This is a genomic window from Sulfurihydrogenibium subterraneum DSM 15120, assembly GCF_000619805.1.
Taxonomy (GTDB): domain Bacteria; phylum Aquificota; class Aquificia; order Aquificales; family Hydrogenothermaceae; genus Sulfurihydrogenibium; species Sulfurihydrogenibium subterraneum.
Genome location: NZ_JHUV01000009.1, coordinates 21211 through 35897, shown reverse-complemented (window position 1 = coordinate 35897; position 14687 = coordinate 21211). Strand labels below are relative to the sequence as shown.

Annotated in this window: 16 protein-coding genes; 12 read left to right on the top strand and 4 right to left on the bottom strand. The window is 32.6% G+C overall.

Annotated features, from left to right (window positions below):
- The first annotated feature begins 4 nt into the window (after positions 1 to 4).
- Genes Q385_RS0103255 through Q385_RS0103245 form a run of 3 tightly spaced genes read left to right on the top strand, consistent with a single transcriptional unit; the run spans position 5 to position 2606 of the window.
- Positions 5 to 1033, top strand: a complete 1029-nt coding sequence (locus Q385_RS0103255) for a hydroxyacid dehydrogenase (protein ID WP_028950293.1) — start codon at positions 5 to 7, stop codon at positions 1031 to 1033.
- A complete protein-coding gene (gene mqnC, locus Q385_RS0103250; RefSeq protein ID WP_028950292.1) occupies positions 1026 to 2105 on the top strand; it encodes a cyclic dehypoxanthinyl futalosine synthase in 1080 nt (359 codons plus the stop codon). The genes Q385_RS0103255 and mqnC overlap by 8 nt, the downstream gene beginning before the upstream one ends.
- A gap of 9 nt (positions 2106 to 2114) precedes the next feature.
- A complete protein-coding gene (locus Q385_RS0103245; RefSeq protein WP_028950291.1) occupies positions 2115 to 2606 on the top strand; it encodes a DUF29 domain-containing protein in 492 nt (163 codons plus the stop codon).
- Here the strand turns inward: Q385_RS0103245 and Q385_RS0103240 are convergent.
- From Q385_RS0103240 to Q385_RS0103225, 4 genes are read right to left on the bottom strand one after another with little or no spacing between them, the layout of a single operon-like run.
- Entirely contained in the window at positions 2570 to 3352 is a 783-nt protein-coding gene (locus tag Q385_RS0103240; RefSeq protein WP_028950290.1) for a phosphatidate cytidylyltransferase, read from the bottom strand. The two genes, Q385_RS0103245 and Q385_RS0103240, sit on opposite strands and share 37 nt — an antisense overlap.
- Positions 3345 to 4049 (bottom strand): undecaprenyl pyrophosphate synthase, encoded by a 705-nt coding sequence (locus Q385_RS0103235; protein WP_028950289.1) that lies wholly within the window; start codon positions 4047 to 4049, stop codon positions 3345 to 3347. Before Q385_RS0103235 ends, Q385_RS0103240 begins: the two co-directional genes overlap by 8 nt.
- Positions 4046 to 4762: a tol-pal system protein YbgF gene (gene ybgF / locus Q385_RS0103230; RefSeq protein ID WP_028950288.1), complete on the bottom strand. Its 717-nt coding sequence runs from the start codon at positions 4760 to 4762 to the stop codon at positions 4046 to 4048. Before ybgF ends, Q385_RS0103235 begins: the two co-directional genes overlap by 4 nt.
- A gap of 12 nt (positions 4763 to 4774) precedes the next feature.
- Positions 4775 to 4972 carry a hypothetical protein gene (locus Q385_RS0103225; RefSeq protein ID WP_028950287.1) on the bottom strand — a complete coding sequence of 66 codons (198 nt, stop codon included), beginning with the start codon at positions 4970 to 4972 and terminating at the stop codon, positions 4775 to 4777.
- 65 nt (positions 4973 to 5037) lie between these two features.
- Between Q385_RS0103225 and Q385_RS0103220 the strand changes: the two genes are divergently transcribed.
- The 9 genes from Q385_RS0103220 to Q385_RS0103180 all read left to right on the top strand — a co-directional run bounded on the left by Q385_RS0103220 (position 5038) and on the right by Q385_RS0103180 (position 14674).
- Positions 5038 to 6051 carry an aspartate-semialdehyde dehydrogenase gene (locus tag Q385_RS0103220; protein ID WP_028950286.1) on the top strand — a complete coding sequence of 338 codons (1014 nt, stop codon included), beginning with the start codon at positions 5038 to 5040 and terminating at the stop codon, positions 6049 to 6051.
- Positions 6048 to 7079 (top strand): deoxyguanosinetriphosphate triphosphohydrolase, encoded by a 1032-nt coding sequence (locus tag Q385_RS0103215; protein ID WP_028950285.1) that lies wholly within the window; start codon positions 6048 to 6050, stop codon positions 7077 to 7079. Before Q385_RS0103220 ends, Q385_RS0103215 begins: the two co-directional genes overlap by 4 nt.
- Positions 7080 to 7258: 179 nt before the next feature.
- Positions 7259 to 7978: an RpnC/YadD family protein gene (locus Q385_RS0103210; RefSeq protein ID WP_028950284.1), complete on the top strand. Its 720-nt coding sequence runs from the start codon at positions 7259 to 7261 to the stop codon at positions 7976 to 7978.
- Between the two features lie 210 nt (positions 7979 to 8188).
- Positions 8189 to 9625 carry an ArnT family glycosyltransferase gene (locus tag Q385_RS0103205; protein ID WP_245596355.1) on the top strand — a complete coding sequence of 479 codons (1437 nt, stop codon included), beginning with the start codon at positions 8189 to 8191 and terminating at the stop codon, positions 9623 to 9625.
- A 38-nt stretch (positions 9626 to 9663) separates the two neighbouring features.
- The gene (locus Q385_RS0103200; RefSeq protein WP_028950282.1) at positions 9664 to 11124 is read left to right on the top strand and encodes an ArnT family glycosyltransferase; all 1461 of its coding nucleotides are present in this window, start codon (positions 9664 to 9666) and stop codon (positions 11122 to 11124) included.
- 12 nt (positions 11125 to 11136) lie between these two features.
- Positions 11137 to 11826 carry an acireductone synthase gene (gene mtnC / locus Q385_RS0103195; RefSeq protein WP_028950281.1) on the top strand — a complete coding sequence of 230 codons (690 nt, stop codon included), beginning with the start codon at positions 11137 to 11139 and terminating at the stop codon, positions 11824 to 11826.
- A 29-nt stretch (positions 11827 to 11855) separates the two neighbouring features.
- Positions 11856 to 12641, top strand: coding sequence for an ABC transporter ATP-binding protein (locus Q385_RS0103190; protein ID WP_028950280.1), 786 nt, complete (start codon positions 11856 to 11858; stop codon positions 12639 to 12641).
- Positions 12642 to 12656: 15 nt separating this feature from the next.
- Positions 12657 to 13727 carry a threonine synthase gene (thrC, locus tag Q385_RS0103185; protein WP_028950279.1) on the top strand — a complete coding sequence of 357 codons (1071 nt, stop codon included), beginning with the start codon at positions 12657 to 12659 and terminating at the stop codon, positions 13725 to 13727.
- The gene (locus Q385_RS0103180) at positions 13724 to 14674 is read left to right on the top strand and encodes a ketopantoate reductase family protein (RefSeq protein ID WP_028950278.1); all 951 of its coding nucleotides are present in this window, start codon (positions 13724 to 13726) and stop codon (positions 14672 to 14674) included. Before thrC ends, Q385_RS0103180 begins: the two co-directional genes overlap by 4 nt.
- Positions 14675 to 14687: the final 13 nt, after the last annotated feature.

Sequence of the window (14687 nt, the reverse complement as noted above, 5' to 3'; positions counted from 1 at the left end):
GACTATGAAAGTTCACTTTTTTGAAGTAGAAGATTGGGAAAGACTTTATCTAGAAAAGAAGATAAAAGACATGGGATTAGATGTTGAAGTTGAATTTACAAAAGAACCTCTTGATGATACAAATGTAGAGCTTTACAAAAATATAGATGTGGCTATAGTGTTTATATACTCAAAACTTAATAAAGACGTTTTAAGTAAGATGGCCAATTTAAAACTTATTATAACCCGTTCTACTGGATACGACCATATAGACGTTGAATACACATCAAAAAATAGCATAACTGTTTGCAACGTTCCTGGGTACGGAAACAATACAGTTGCAGAGTACACTTTTGCCTTAATTCTTGCACTTGCAAGGAAGTTTAAACCAATGATAGAAAGGACTTCAAAAGGTATATTTTCAAGGGATGGTTTAACAGGAATAGATTTGATGGGGAAAACTATCGGCGTAATCGGAGCAGGAAGAATAGGAAAACACGTTATAAGGATTGCATACGGCTTTGGTATGAAAATACTTGTTTATGATAGGTATAAAGATAAAGAGTTGATAGATAAATACGGTGTTGAGTACGTAGGACTTGAAGATTTACTTAGAATGTCTGATATAGTCACATTACACGTTCCTTATAACAAATCTACTCATCATCTTATAAATAGATTTAACATTAAACTTATGAAACTTGATGCAATGCTTGTAAACACTTCTCGAGGTCCTGTCGTTGAGATGGAGGCTATTGTTCAAGCGCTTAAAGAAGGTAGACTTGCAGGTGGAGTAGGTTTAGATACATTTGAAGCTGAAGAAGTTTTAATAGAAGAAGAGTATCTAAAAAGAGATGATATTCCTGCAATAAAACTAAAAAAAGCGTTAGAATCTTTTTACGTATTACATTCAGAAAACGTTATAGTATCACCCCATAACGCCTATAACACAAAAGATGCTTTATATAGAATACTTGATATAACATTAGATAACCTTAAATCTTACTTAGAAGGAAATCCTAAAAACAAAGTAGAGGCAAATGTAAATGCTTAAAGAAAAAGTTTTAATTGATAAAGTTTTAGAAGGAGAAAGGATAACTCCAGAAGAAGCTCTGTATATGCTGGAAAACTATGACCTTTTAACCCTTGGAAGACTTGCAGATTTTGTAAGGCAGAAAAAACATCCAGATAACATAGCCACATTTGTTGTAGATAGGAATATTAACTATACAAATATATGCGTTGCGGGATGTAAGTTCTGTGCCTTTCAGAGAAGAAAATCTGACAAAGATGCTTACGTACTTGACCTTGACGAAATATTTGCAAAAATACAGGAACTTGTAGACTGGGGAGGAACTACTCTTTTAATGCAAGGGGGACTAAACCCAGACTTAAGATTAGATTTTTACGTAGAACTATTTTCAAGGATAAAAGAAAGATTTCCACAGATACAGATTCACTCTTTATCTGCAACTGAAATTAACTATATTGCTAAGTTAGAAAAAATGAGTATAAAACAAGTTCTTGAAAAGTTAAAAGAAGCAGGCCTTATGTCTTTACCGGGTGGGGGAGCTGAAATTCTGTCCGATGAAGTTAGAGTTTTAATATCTTCAAATAAAACAACTACAGCCCAGTGGCTTGAAGTTCACAGAACAGCTCACGAGCTTGGAATGAGGTCTACAGCAACGATGATGTTTGGACACGTTGAAAAACCGAAACACATAATACAGCATCTTGAAAATGTCAGACAGCTCCAAGACCAAACAGGAGGTTTTACTGCGTTTATACCTTGGACTTTTCAAAAAGGCAATACAATGTTAGACCATTTAGAACCTGCAACTTCTGTATGGTATCTAAAAGTTTTAGCAATTTCAAGAATTTATCTTGACAACTTTGATAATATCCAATCTTCCCACGTAACTCAAACTATGAAGATAGGACAGACAGGTTTAAGGTTTGGATCTAACGACCTTGGAAGCACTATGATTGAGGAAAATGTGGTAGCATCTACAGGATTTAAAGTATCAAGTCCAAGACCTGAAAAAATGGCAAAACAGATAAAAGACGCAGGCTTTATCCCAGCCCAAAGGGACACCTACTACAACATAGTGAAAGTGTTTAATTGAGGGTAAAGTATGAAAACACTATATGTTTCAAAAGAAGAGTTAAAACAGCTTTATAATAAAGATTTTCCACTGTGGGTAGAGATTAACTTGAGATTTCTCAAAGAAAAATCTTACGAGCTTGTAGATTGGGACAATTTGATAGAGGAAATAGAAGATATGGGAAGAAGAGATTTAGATGCCTGTATAAGCTTCCTAGCGGTTATTTTAGAACATATGTATAAACTTGATAACTTTAGAGGCTTAGCTGGTGGAGAAAATGCAGGAAAATCTTGGATAAAGAGCATAAAAAATTCCAGAGTTAGAATACATATTCTCTTTGAGAGATATCCAAGTTTAAAAAGTAAATTACCTAATGAACTAAAAACTGCTTGGATTTTAGCAAGAGGAAGATTAAAAATATGGCTTATAAACAATAATTACAATCCTGACGATTTTAACATACCCACAGAAAGTCCATACTCTTATCAAGATGCAATGGAAAAAGACTTTAACAACTCATAAAACATAAAAAATACAGCTGAGGCAAAAATAAGAGAGTCTATTCTGTCTAATATTCCTCCATGACCTGGAATTAAGTTTGAAGAATCTTTAACATTTACTTGCCTTTTTATAAAGCTTTCAAACAAGTCTCCTACCTGAAGTAAAACAGCAGAAACTACAACAGGAATTATCCAGTAAATTTGAAAATTAAAAAATTTTATAGCTAAAAACCCTCCAACAACCGACCCTAAAAAACTTCCAACAGCTCCTTCCCAAGTCTTTTTAGGAGATAAAATTGGAGATAGTTTATTTTTACCAAAGTTTTTACCTACAAAGTAAGCAAGAGTATCTCCAGTCCAGACAACGCTAAATAAAACAAACAAAAGATTTTTATCAATACTCGCAAGAAGTCCCAAAGAAGATGGAAAAAAAACACCGTAGAAAAATCCAAAAATACTGTAGCTTAAATAATTTAAATCATACTTTTTAACAGCTGTAAAGAAGCTGTAAAGGGTAATAATCATAATTGATAGATAAAAAGAAAAAAACAAAAGAGAAATAGAAGATAGAAAGCTAACAAATAAGACTTGTTTACTGTAAATGCCTGTCAACTTTTTATCAAGTAACTTAAAAACTTCGTAAATACACAAAACTGTTATAAGTGAGATAGCTATCTTAACAGCTGAAACAGGTAAATATATAATTCCAACAATTACTAAAATAGAGAGAATTAAAGCTGATAAAATTCTTTTTAAAAGTTCATTCATTTAAAACTTTACCAAACCTTCTTTCTCTGCTCTGGTAATCGTAAAGGGCTTTTAAAAATTCTTCTTCATCAAAGTCTGGCCATAAAACATCTGTAAAGTAAAGTTCAGTGTAGGCAAGTTGCCACAGTAGGAAGTTAGATATTCTCTTTTCTCCACTTGTTCTAATTAACAAATCAGGGTCGGGAATTTCAGGTCTGTAAAAAAATTGTCTGAAAGTCTCTTCATCTATACTATCAACCTTAGATTTTAAAATTTTATTAACAGCATCTAAAATCTCCGTTTTACCACTGTAATTTAGGGCTATAACTACCGTTAAACTACTACAGTGTGCCGTTTCTTTCTCTCCTTTTTCCATTGCTTGTAAAACACTGTCCCAAAGACCTTCCTTTTTTCCCATAAAAATTAGTTTTACATCATTTTCTAAAAGCATAGGAATTTTTTCGTTAATGTATTCTACAAGTAAAGACATTATTGCATTTACTTCATCTGTAGGTCTTTGCCAGTTTTCTGTGGAAAATGCAAAAAGGGTTAAATATTTTATTCCTACTTTTTTAGCAAACTTTATAGCTCTCTCTACTGCCTTTACACCTTCTTTGTGTCCATATATCCTTTCAAGACCTCTTCTTTTAGCCCATCTCCCGTTTCCGTCCATAATAATAGCAACGTGATTAGGAATTTTATACAGATTTTCTATCATTTAAGAGCCTCAAGTTTTTTCTTAGCTAAAGCAGCTGCTTCTGTATCGGGATATTTTTGAATCAAATCTTGTAAATACTTTTTACCTTTTTCCACATCGCCCATCTCTATATAAGAATAACCTATTTTTAACATAGCATCAGGATACTTTACACATCTTTTAATTTTTCCTTCATCACACTTTTGAAGTAAAAGATTCCATATTTCTACAGCATCTTTATACTTTCTCTCCGCGTAAAAAGTCTGTCCTGCCCAGAATATTGCGTTTCCGTATAAGTCAGAGTCTGGATATTTTTTTAAAAACTCTACAAACGCTTTTCTTGACTCTTCTATATTACCTTTAAAATAAAGGTCAAGGGCGTACTGATAAAGCTGTTTATCGTTTTGAGGCACCGCTACTTCTTCTTTGCCTTCTCTCTTTATCTCTTGAGGAGGAGGAGATGGGGGTTGTTTGACTTGAGGCTTTTCTTCAGACAGCTTAGACGCTTTTAGCTTTTCTATATCTGTAGTGTTTTGAGATACAGCTTGGGATAGTCTATCTACCCTTGAAGTAAGATTTGTAATGGCTTCTGTGTTTGACCTGGTTTGGTCTTTAAGTTCATTTAATTCTTGCCTAATGCTTAAAATCTCTCTTTGAAGAGAAACTATCTTATCTTCAGAAGCACAAGAAGATAAAACCAATGCTGATAAAGCAAATAAATAAATCTTTTTCATTTCATACCCCCTTTATTTTTTAAAGAAAAACAAAAGAATTATAGTTGCAGAAGTTATACCCATAGTTATTATACTAAGTTCTGCTAAAAATAAAACAGGCTCACTTAGGTTTAAAAGATACTTATCCATAAGAAAAACTAAAAAAGGCAAGCCCATTAAAGATGTAAGAAACACAATTATAAAAACAGGGTTTTTGTATAACTTCTTCATTTTCTCCAATTTATTAATCAAAGTATTGTAAAATATTTTACAACAAAACTTTTTTAGGAGGCATCATGAAATCCTACAATGTAGCTATCTTAGGTGCAACAGGGGCAGTTGGTCAAACTATGATTAAAGTTTTAGAAGAGAGAAATTTTCCTATAAATGAAATAAAATTCTTAGCATCAGAAAGGTCTGCGGGAAAAGAAGTTGAGTATATGGGAGTTAAGTATAAAGTTGAAGCCGTAAGTGAAGATGCTTTTAAAGGTATTGACATAGCTTTGTTTTCTGCAGGTGGAGAAAGGAGTAAAAAATGGGCTCCTATCGCTGTAAGTAAAGGAGCTGTTGTTATAGATAACAGCTCTGCTTTTAGAATGGATTCAGATGTTCCACTTGTAGTCCCTGAGGTAAACCCAGAAGACGTAAAGTGGCATAAAGGTATAATAGCAAACCCAAACTGCTCTACAATACAGATGGTAGTTGCTTTATATCCTATCCATAAAGTTAAAAAAATAAAAAGAATAATCGTTGCAACTTATCAAGCTGTATCTGGAGCAGGAGCTACTGCAATAGCAGACCTTGAAAATGAGACAAAAGCAGTAATGGAAGGCAGATACTACTATCCTCAAGCTTTACCTCACCACATAGCTTTTAACGTTATACCAAGAATAGATAACTTTGAACCAAACGGCTACACAAAAGAAGAGATGAAAATGATAAACGAAACAAGGAAAATTATGCACGAGCCAGACATAAAGGTATCCCCAACCTGTGTAAGAGTCCCTGTTTATGTAGGACACAGCGAAGCTGTCACAATAGAAACAGAACTTCCTATAACAGCAGAAGAAGCAAGGGAAATTCTTATGAAAGCTCCTGGAGTAATAGTAGAAGATGACCCTATAAACAACGTATATCCTGTTCCTATTGAAGTTGCAGGGAAAGATGACGTATTTGTAGGAAGAATAAGAAAAGATGCTGGATTTGAAAACGGTCTATCTATGTGGATAGTAGGAGACAACCTTAGAAAAGGCGCAGCAACAAACGCAGTTCAAATAGCAGAGCTTTTAATAAAGTATGAGCTAATATGAACATACGCCAGAGTTTAGAAGAATTTGAGATAAGGTACTTACACCCTTCAGCTGCTAAAAGTCTTTACGCAAGCAGAGATGTAGAAGAACCAGAATGTAGTGTAAGAACAAAATTCCAACGGGATAGAGACAGAATCCTCCACTCTAAATCTTTCAGAAGACTAAAACATAAAACCCAGGTCTTTCTATCTCCAGAAGGAGACCATTACAGAACAAGACTAACCCATACATTAGAAGTATCTCAAATATCAAGAACTATAGCAAGAGCTCTAAGACTCAACGAAGATTTAGTAGAAGCTATATGCTACGGACACGATTTAGGGCACACACCTTTTGGACACGCAGGAGAGTTTATACTAAAAGAAAGTGGAAGCTATCACCACGCAAAACACAGTTTAAGGGTTGTGGAAAAGTTAGAAAATGAAGGAAGAGGTTTAAACCTTACAAAAGAAACGAGAGATGGAATACTAAAACACAGTAAAGGAAAATCACCTTTAATAACAGAAGGAAACATGCCAAAAACCTTGGAAGGGCAGATAGTAAGAATAGCAGATAAGATAGCTTACATAAATCACGATTTAGAAGATGCCATAAGAGCTGGATTGGTAAAAGAGTCTGATATTCCTGAAGATGTAGTAAAAATCTTAGGCGATACAAAATCTAAAAGAATATCAACCCTTGTTATAAGCATTATAAACTCTACCATAGAAAACGATTACAAATACATAGTTATGGATGAAAAGATTTACGATGCTATGTATAAACTGAGAGACTTTTTATACGAAAAAGTTTACTTTGCAGACCCTGTAAAAAAAGAGCTTGACAAAGCAAAAGGAATACTAAAAGCTCTCTTTGAATACTACGAAAAACATTACTACGAAATTCCATTCTATGAAAAGTACTTAAATTTATGGGGTAGCTACGAGCCAAAACAAGCAGCTGTTGATTATATAGCAGGAATGACAGATAGGTATGCAATAAAGACTTTTGAAAAAATATTTATTCCAAAAAGCTGGCATGTGGTTTAACAGAAGTAGGAGTATAAACTATTGGAAAAAATAAAAACCGACCTATTACTTAAACATCTGTTTAAAAACCAGCTACAAAACTAATAGAAATAATCCTTGGTAAAAAAATAAACTGGCAACTCCTTCAAGACACAGACCTTAAAATCGTTAAAAATAGAGAAGCTGACTTAGTTGTTAAGTTGGAAGATAATACTTTATTACACATAGAAATCCAAAGTACCAACGACCCATCTATGCCTTACAGAATGTTTGAATACTTTTATCTCATCACTGACAAATACAAACCAAAAGACCTAGTCCAAGTATGTATATACATAGGAAAAGAACCCTTAAAAATGTCAGACAAAATACAGTTTTCAGACTGGACTTACAGATATAGATTGATAGATATGAAAGATGTACCTTGCAGAGAGTTAGTATCAAGTCCAAACATCACAGACAAACTACTTGCAGGACTGTGTAAAATAGAAAACCCAAGGTTTTATGTAGAGAATGTAATAAAAGAGATAAAGAGAGCAAGTCCGAAAGATAGGAAAGAGTTATTTACACTGTTTCTTGAAATAAGTAAAATAAGGAATAATATAGAGGAAGAGATAAAGAGGTACATAAGGCAGGAGGATTTTGAGATGCCAATAACGATAGAGTGGACGTGGGAAGAGTTAGAGAGTTATCCAGGAATAGGAAAAGCTTTAAAGACAGGGAAAGAAAAGTTTATAAAAGAGGGATTACAGCAAGGACTACAACAAGGGCTAAAAGATTCTATATTTGAAATACTTGAGTTGAAGTTTGGAGTTTTGCCCGAAGATGTAAAGGCTAAAATAAACTCAACTGATGATATAGAAACTTTAAAAGAAATGAGGAAAAAGGCAATTTTGATACAATACTTGGATGAGTTTTAATTTAATTTCTAAAAATCGTTTTTTAACTTCAGTAATGCTTTACGAAATAGATACAAGATAATCAACGTATTTTTTTAATTGCTCAATATCTGGGTTTGGTTTTACAACTCTGCAAACAGTCCAAGGGTTGTAATGAAAATGTTCAGGTGTGTTAAAGTTAAATTTTGTTTATAATATCTTTACTTAATTTATTATAAGTGAGTATATTTTATGAAACAACTTGCAAGATTTATAAATAAAAATATTTTCTTCCAAAAAGCTGGGATGTGGTTTAAGAACGAGAAAATCTTAATTACTCTAATTTTGTTTGCTTTATTATCTCTATTTCCTAACTTACATATACTAGAGTTTAGAGGAGAAGAATCTCTTAGAGCTTTAATAGCATACGAGATGTTTCAAGAAAAAAATTTTCTACAGCCTACAGTCTTAGGAGAGAATTATCACTTAAAACCACCTTTATTTAACTGGCTAATTGTTTTATACTCTTTTATTTTTGGATGGAATGAGTTAACGGGAAGACTTGTAACTATAACATTTTTAGGTTTAAATTCTCTACTGTTATACTTTTTTTCATTTAAGATTTTAAAAAATAGATATTTGAGTTTAATTTCTGTACTTGTGTTTGTAACCTTCTTTGATGTTATATTCTGGTATGGTTATCTGGCAGAAATAGACATTACATATACATTTTTTATCTTCCTTATGATGACCTGTTTATTTATAGGTTTTTATGAAAAGAAAAATATTTTTTTACTCCTAGCAGGAATTATCTTTGGACTATCCTTTTTATTAAAAGGTTTTCCTTCTATAGTCTTTTTCTTAGGAACAATTTTCGGATTTATACTTTATCTAAGGAGTATTAGAATAATCTTTAATTTATATCTATTAGCAGGATTACTTTTTGCTTTTTTTATCCCTTACATTTGGATAATAAATACCGCTGAATCTATTAATTACTTAAACTTTTTACTTCAAGAGAGTTTGGCTAGAATTGGTCTACATTCTAATCAGCATCCAAGTACGAATACTGATTTAATAAATCGACTAGTCAATATAATATCTTTCCCTATCCTAAACTTTAAACAACTTCTACCATCAAGCCTTATTGTATTATTGCTTTTAATATCTGTTTATAGAGCTAATCAAAAGGTTGAGATTGACCCGAAAATAAAAATTTTAATAGTACTAGTTTTAGTTAACTACATACCTTTTCTTATATCAAAAAGTGCAGGAAGATATGTATTGCCTTTATTTCCTCTAGTCGCCATAATTTTTGCTTATTTAATAGTTAACATTGGTAGAGATAGATGGATTAAAATATTCCTTATCTCTGCTACTTTTATTGTATTTGTAAGATTTTTATTAGGGTTTATAGGCATCCCTCTATATATGGAAAAAAAGGTATCAAGAAAAGCAATAGCGGAAGATATATACCAAACAGTCAGTAAGTCAAAAAATATAGCATTTGACTGTTATGGAGAAAAAGTCTTTGCCTTATATTTAGATATAAAATTAAACAAAGTTATAAAAAAATCACACTTAACAAATAACTGGGATTATTTAATCGACTGCACAAAAAGAGAAAAATTAAAATTAGTAAAAGAGTACGACTTAAAAGATACAAAGCTTTTTATTTATGAAAGATAAACAATTTAAATTAAAATTTTAGCAGGAAAATTTAAATTATGCTTAAAAAAATTTTAGCTTTTCACATAGCTGTCTTAATTTTGAGAGTTTTTTATGTACTGTTTAGAGACATAAACTTATCACCAGAAGAAGCACAGTACTGGCTATGGTCTAAGTTTTTAGACCTGTCTTACTACTCAAAGCCACCTTTGATAGCATACTTAAACTTTTTATCAACAGCTATTTTAGGAGATACAGAGATAGGAGTAAGGATTAACGCAATTATTTTAGGATTTTTGATAGCTTTAACAACTTACTTATTTTCACTTTATCTGTTTAAAGATGAAAAACTTGCTTTTTTTAACTCTGTTTTTATATACTTTATACCTGCCTACGACATAGCATCTATCTTATTTCTTACTGATACGCCTTTAGCCTTCTTTTATCTTGCTTTATCTTATCTTTTTTATGTAGCAGTCAAAGAAAATAAACCAATATTCTGGATTTTAACTGGAATAGTTGCAGGATTGGGATTTTTATCTAAGTATTCAGTTGTTTTTTTCTTTCATGTAATGCTTATTTACCTTACACTTTTTTCAAGGAAAACATTTAAAGAGAAGTGGTTTTACATAGCTATTTTTATAGCTGGACTTTTTACTTTGCCTGTGCTTTATTGGAACTTTAATAACGACTTTGTAAGTTTTAAACACGTAGGGAAGCTCTCAGGTACAGACCAAGGATTTGAGTTAAACTTTAAACATTTTGGAGATTATATACTGGGGCAGATTGGTATCAACTCTGTATTTTTACTGCCATTTTTTATTTACTCTGTTTATAAACCATTTAAAGAAAAAGATGAAAAATTAATATACTTAGCATTATCACCAATAGTAATTTTTCTATTTTTTGGGTTTATGGCTTTGAAAAAAAATGTTGAAGCAAACTGGCCTGCATTTGGATACTCTACTTTATACATTATAGCTGGATACTATGTTTATAAAAGATTTTTAAAATTAGCAATAATGCCTATGGCATTATCTTTGTTGTCTATCATTATTCTTTTTTATACACCACTTTTAGATAAAGTAGGGCTTACAATTCTTCTACCCCCTAAAATAGACCCTACAAAAAGACTTGTAGGTTGGCAGGAGCTGGGAACGTTTGTAAGTAAATTAAAAAAAGATTATCCTAAAAGTTTTGTTTTTTCAGACTCTTACCACATATCATCGGAGCTGAGTTTTTATATGGAAGGAAAACCTTTTGTATACTGCATAAGGGTTGACAGGAGAATGAACCAGTGGGATTTGTGGGAAGGATTAGAAAAGTATGAAAACAAAGGATATTGGGGAATATACGTTGCAGACCATCCTATTACAGATAAAGTTAAATCTGGTTTTGAATCTGTAGAATTCCAAACTATCTATGATGTAAAATATAGAGAAGTCAAAGTTAGACAGTATTACATTTATGTGCTTAAAAACTACAAAAAAATAGAAGAAGACCCTATAACAACATACTAAAAGGAGTAGTTGATGGTTAAGGCTGTTTTAACCGATATAGAAGGAACTACAACACCAATCTCTTTTGTAAAAGACGTTTTATTTCCCTATTCTTACGAAAAGATTCAAGAGTTTGTTTTAAAAAACAAAGATAATCCCCAGATAGTAAAAATATTGGAAGATGTTAAGAAAATAGAAGGAAGAGAGTTATCTTTAGAAGAGATAATACAAACTTTAAAAAAATGGATAGAAGAAGATAGAAAAATAACCCCCCTTAAAGAGCTTCAAGGTTTTATTTGGGAAGAGGGTTATAAGTCTGGAGAGTTAAAAGGTTATGTTTATCCTGATGCTTACGAAAAATTAAAAGAGTGGTATGAAAAAGGAATTAAGCTGTATATTTACTCTTCTGGGTCTGTAAAGGCACAGAAACTGCTTTTTTCAAATACTAACTTCGGAGATTTAAACTATCTATTTTCAGGCTACTTTGATACAAACATTGGAAACAAAAAAGACTCACTTTCTTACACAAAAATAGCACAAAATATAGGATTAAGTCCAAGTGAGATATTATTTTTATCAGATAATCCAGATGAGATACTGGCATCAGCTAAAGCTGGGATGAAAGTCATTAGATTGGTCAGACCAAACGATGCAGAGTATGTAAAAGATTTTCCTTATACTCAAGTAGAAAGTTTTAATCAGATAGACATATCGATGTTATAATTTTTATATTCTAAAAAAGAGGAATTAGTTTGAGTGTTAAGATAAAGGTTGAAAACTTAGTAAAAGTTTTTGGAAAAAGAGAAGTTTTAAAAAATGTTAGTTTTGAGGTAAGAGAAAGAGAAGTTTTTGTAATAATGGGGGGAAGTGGTAGCGGTAAAAGTACAGTTATAAAACACATTATTGGACTTCTTAAACCTACATCAGGAAAGATTTACGTCAATGGAGTTGACATAACAACACTAAAAGATTTTGAGCTTATAGAGTTTAGAAAAAAGATAGGATATCTTTTCCAAGAAGGAGCCCTCTTTGACAGTTTAAAAATTTGGGAAAATGTAGGTTTTTACTACCTTGAAAACACGAAAATGCCAGAGCATGAGATTAGAAAACTTGCAACACAAAAGTTAGCATTAGTAGGATTAAAAGACATAGAAGACCTTTACCCTTCACAACTTTCAGGCGGTATGAGAAAAAGGGTCTCTCTAGCAAGGGCTATATCTTATGACCCAGAAATTATACTTTACGATGAGCCTACCTCTGGATTAGACCCTGTAACCTCTGCAATGATAGACAACCTTATTTTAAAATTAAGAGACGAGCTTGGAGTTACTTCTATAGTTGTTACCCACGATTTAGAAAGTGCTTTTAATATAGCTGATAAAATAGCAATGATACACAAAGGTGTTATTTATGCAGTAGGAACTCCACAAGAGATTAAGAACCATCCTGACCCTATCGTTCAACAATTCATAAACAGAAGTCCAGAAGGACCAATAACAGAAGAGCTTATGAAAGAACTTCAAAAATCTAATACATAAAGGAGGCAAATTTTCTTGGGATGTAAATGGAATGGAATAATTGAAGCTTACAGAGAGTACTTACCAGTAAGTGATAAAACACCGATTATAACTCTTCACGAAGGGAACACACCCCTTATAAAAGCAGATAACCTCTCAAAAGAGATAGCTCCCGATAAAAATCTTACAATCTATTTAAAGTACGAAGGACTAAACCCTACAGGGTCTTTCAAAGACCGTGGTATGACTATGGCTATATCAAAAGCAAAAGAAACAGGTAAAGAAGCTGTAATATGTGCATCAACAGGAAACACTTCTGCATCTGCAGCTGCTTACGCAGCAAGGGCTGGAATGAGAGCTTACGTTCTACTACCAAAAGGTGCGGTTGCCATAGGGAAACTATCTCAGGCTATGGTTTACGGAGCTAAAATCATAGCTGTGATGGGGAACTTTGACGATGCTCTTGAAATTGTAAGAGAGATAGGAGAAAAATTCCCAGTAGAAGTTGTAAACTCAGTTAATCCTTACAGAATAGAAGGTCAAAAGACAGCTGCATTTGAAATAGTGGACTATCTTGAAGATGCACCTGATTTTCATTTTATACCTGTTGGAAATGCTGGTAATATTACGGCGTACTGGAAAGGTTATAAAGAGTACTATCAGCTTGGTAAAGCTAAAAAAACGCCAAGAATGATAGGATGGCAAGCAGAAGGGTCAGCACCTATCGTAAAAGGTTTTCCTATAAAAAATCCACAAACGATAGCAACCGCAATAAGAATAGGCAACCCTTACAGCTGGCAACCTGCCCTACAAGCAGCAAAGGAGAGTAATGGGTTTATAGATGCAGTATCAGATGAAGAGATACTACAAGCATACAAGTTAGTAGCATCTACAGAAGGGGTTTTCTGTGAGCCAGCATCTGCAGCTTCCATTGCAGGTGTTATAAAAGCATATAAAAAGGGTCTTTTTAAAGGTGGAGAAACTATTGTATGTACACTAACAGGAAATGGTCTTAAAGACCCTGACACTGTAATAAAGGCAAGCGAAAAACCTGTTGAACTACCACCAGATTTAAACGAGATAGCAAGGTTTTTAGAGCTAAAATGAAAAACATACTTATTGTAGGACTTGGTGCAGTAGGTACAGTTTTTGCAGTATTTTTAAAAAAAGCAGGTCATAAAGTCTACGGACTTGTTAGAGATAAAAACAAGTATAACTGTGAAAGCCTAAAGGTTGACGGTATATGGGGAGTACACGAAGCAAAGTTAGATGATATAGTAGATAAAGTAGAAGATTTAAATATAGAATTTGACATAATAATAGTTGCAGTAAAATCTTTTGATACAGAAGAAGCTGTAAAATCTATAAAAGATTTAGTCAAAGACAAAACTTTTGTTTTACTAACTCAAAACGGTTATGGAAACTACGAAACAGCTGTAAATTATCTGCCGAAAGAAAAAGTTTTGCTTGGTAGAGTTATATTTGGAAGTAAGATAAATCAGCCTTGTTATGCAACAGTTACGGTAAACGCAGATGACGTTAGAATAGGACATCCAGAAAATTTAGCTAAGGATAAAGATGTTATTGACGTTGTTTGTACTATAAAACATTCTGGCATTCCAGCATCCTTTTCAAAAGATGTGTATAAGATTTTATGGGATAAAATACTTTACAATAGCGCCCTAAACCCATTAGGTGCAATACTAAAGAAAAGATACGGAGAACTTGCAGAAAATCCTTACACAAGAGAATTAATGAATGAGATTATAAAAGAGATTTTTGAAGTATGCAAACTTAACAAGATACAACTGAATTTTCAATCTGCTGAGGATTATATAGAATTTTTCTACTCAAAACTAATCCCACCTACAAAAGACCATTATCCATCAATGTATTACGACTTGTTATCGGGAAACAAAACAGAGATAGAAGCTCTAAACGGTGCAATAGTAAAGTTAGGAGAAAAAGTTGGATACATTCCAAAAGTAAATAAAACAGTTGTAAATCTGGTAAAAAGCCTAAGCTTACCAACAGATAATGTAAGTATTTGCTAACTCGGCATTTTTA

Excerpts from the sequence above, each read along its gene's own strand:
- Q385_RS0103255 (WP_028950293.1), top strand. The coding sequence starts at position 5 with ATGAAAGTTCACTTTTTTGAAGTAGAAGATTGGGAAAGACTTTATCTA.
- mqnC (WP_028950292.1), top strand. The coding sequence starts at position 1,026 with ATGCTTAAAGAAAAAGTTTTAATTGATAAAGTTTTAGAAGGAGAAAGG.
- Q385_RS0103245 (WP_028950291.1), top strand. The coding sequence starts at position 2,115 with ATGAAAACACTATATGTTTCAAAAGAAGAGTTAAAACAGCTTTATAAT.
- Q385_RS0103240 (WP_028950290.1), bottom strand. The coding sequence starts at position 3,352 with ATGAATGAACTTTTAAAAAGAATTTTATCAGCTTTAATTCTCTCTATT.
- Q385_RS0103235 (WP_028950289.1), bottom strand. The coding sequence starts at position 4,049 with ATGATAGAAAATCTGTATAAAATTCCTAATCACGTTGCTATTATTATG.
- ybgF (WP_028950288.1), bottom strand. The coding sequence starts at position 4,762 with ATGAAAAAGATTTATTTATTTGCTTTATCAGCATTGGTTTTATCTTCT.
- Q385_RS0103225 (WP_028950287.1), bottom strand. The coding sequence starts at position 4,972 with ATGAAGAAGTTATACAAAAACCCTGTTTTTATAATTGTGTTTCTTACA.
- Q385_RS0103220 (WP_028950286.1), top strand. The coding sequence starts at position 5,038 with ATGAAATCCTACAATGTAGCTATCTTAGGTGCAACAGGGGCAGTTGGT.
- Q385_RS0103215 (WP_028950285.1), top strand. The coding sequence starts at position 6,048 with ATGAACATACGCCAGAGTTTAGAAGAATTTGAGATAAGGTACTTACAC.
- Q385_RS0103205 (WP_245596355.1), top strand. The coding sequence starts at position 8,189 with ATGAAACAACTTGCAAGATTTATAAATAAAAATATTTTCTTCCAAAAA.
- Q385_RS0103200 (WP_028950282.1), top strand. The coding sequence starts at position 9,664 with ATGCTTAAAAAAATTTTAGCTTTTCACATAGCTGTCTTAATTTTGAGA.
- mtnC (WP_028950281.1), top strand. The coding sequence starts at position 11,137 with ATGGTTAAGGCTGTTTTAACCGATATAGAAGGAACTACAACACCAATC.
- Q385_RS0103180 (WP_028950278.1), top strand. The coding sequence starts at position 13,724 with ATGAAAAACATACTTATTGTAGGACTTGGTGCAGTAGGTACAGTTTTT.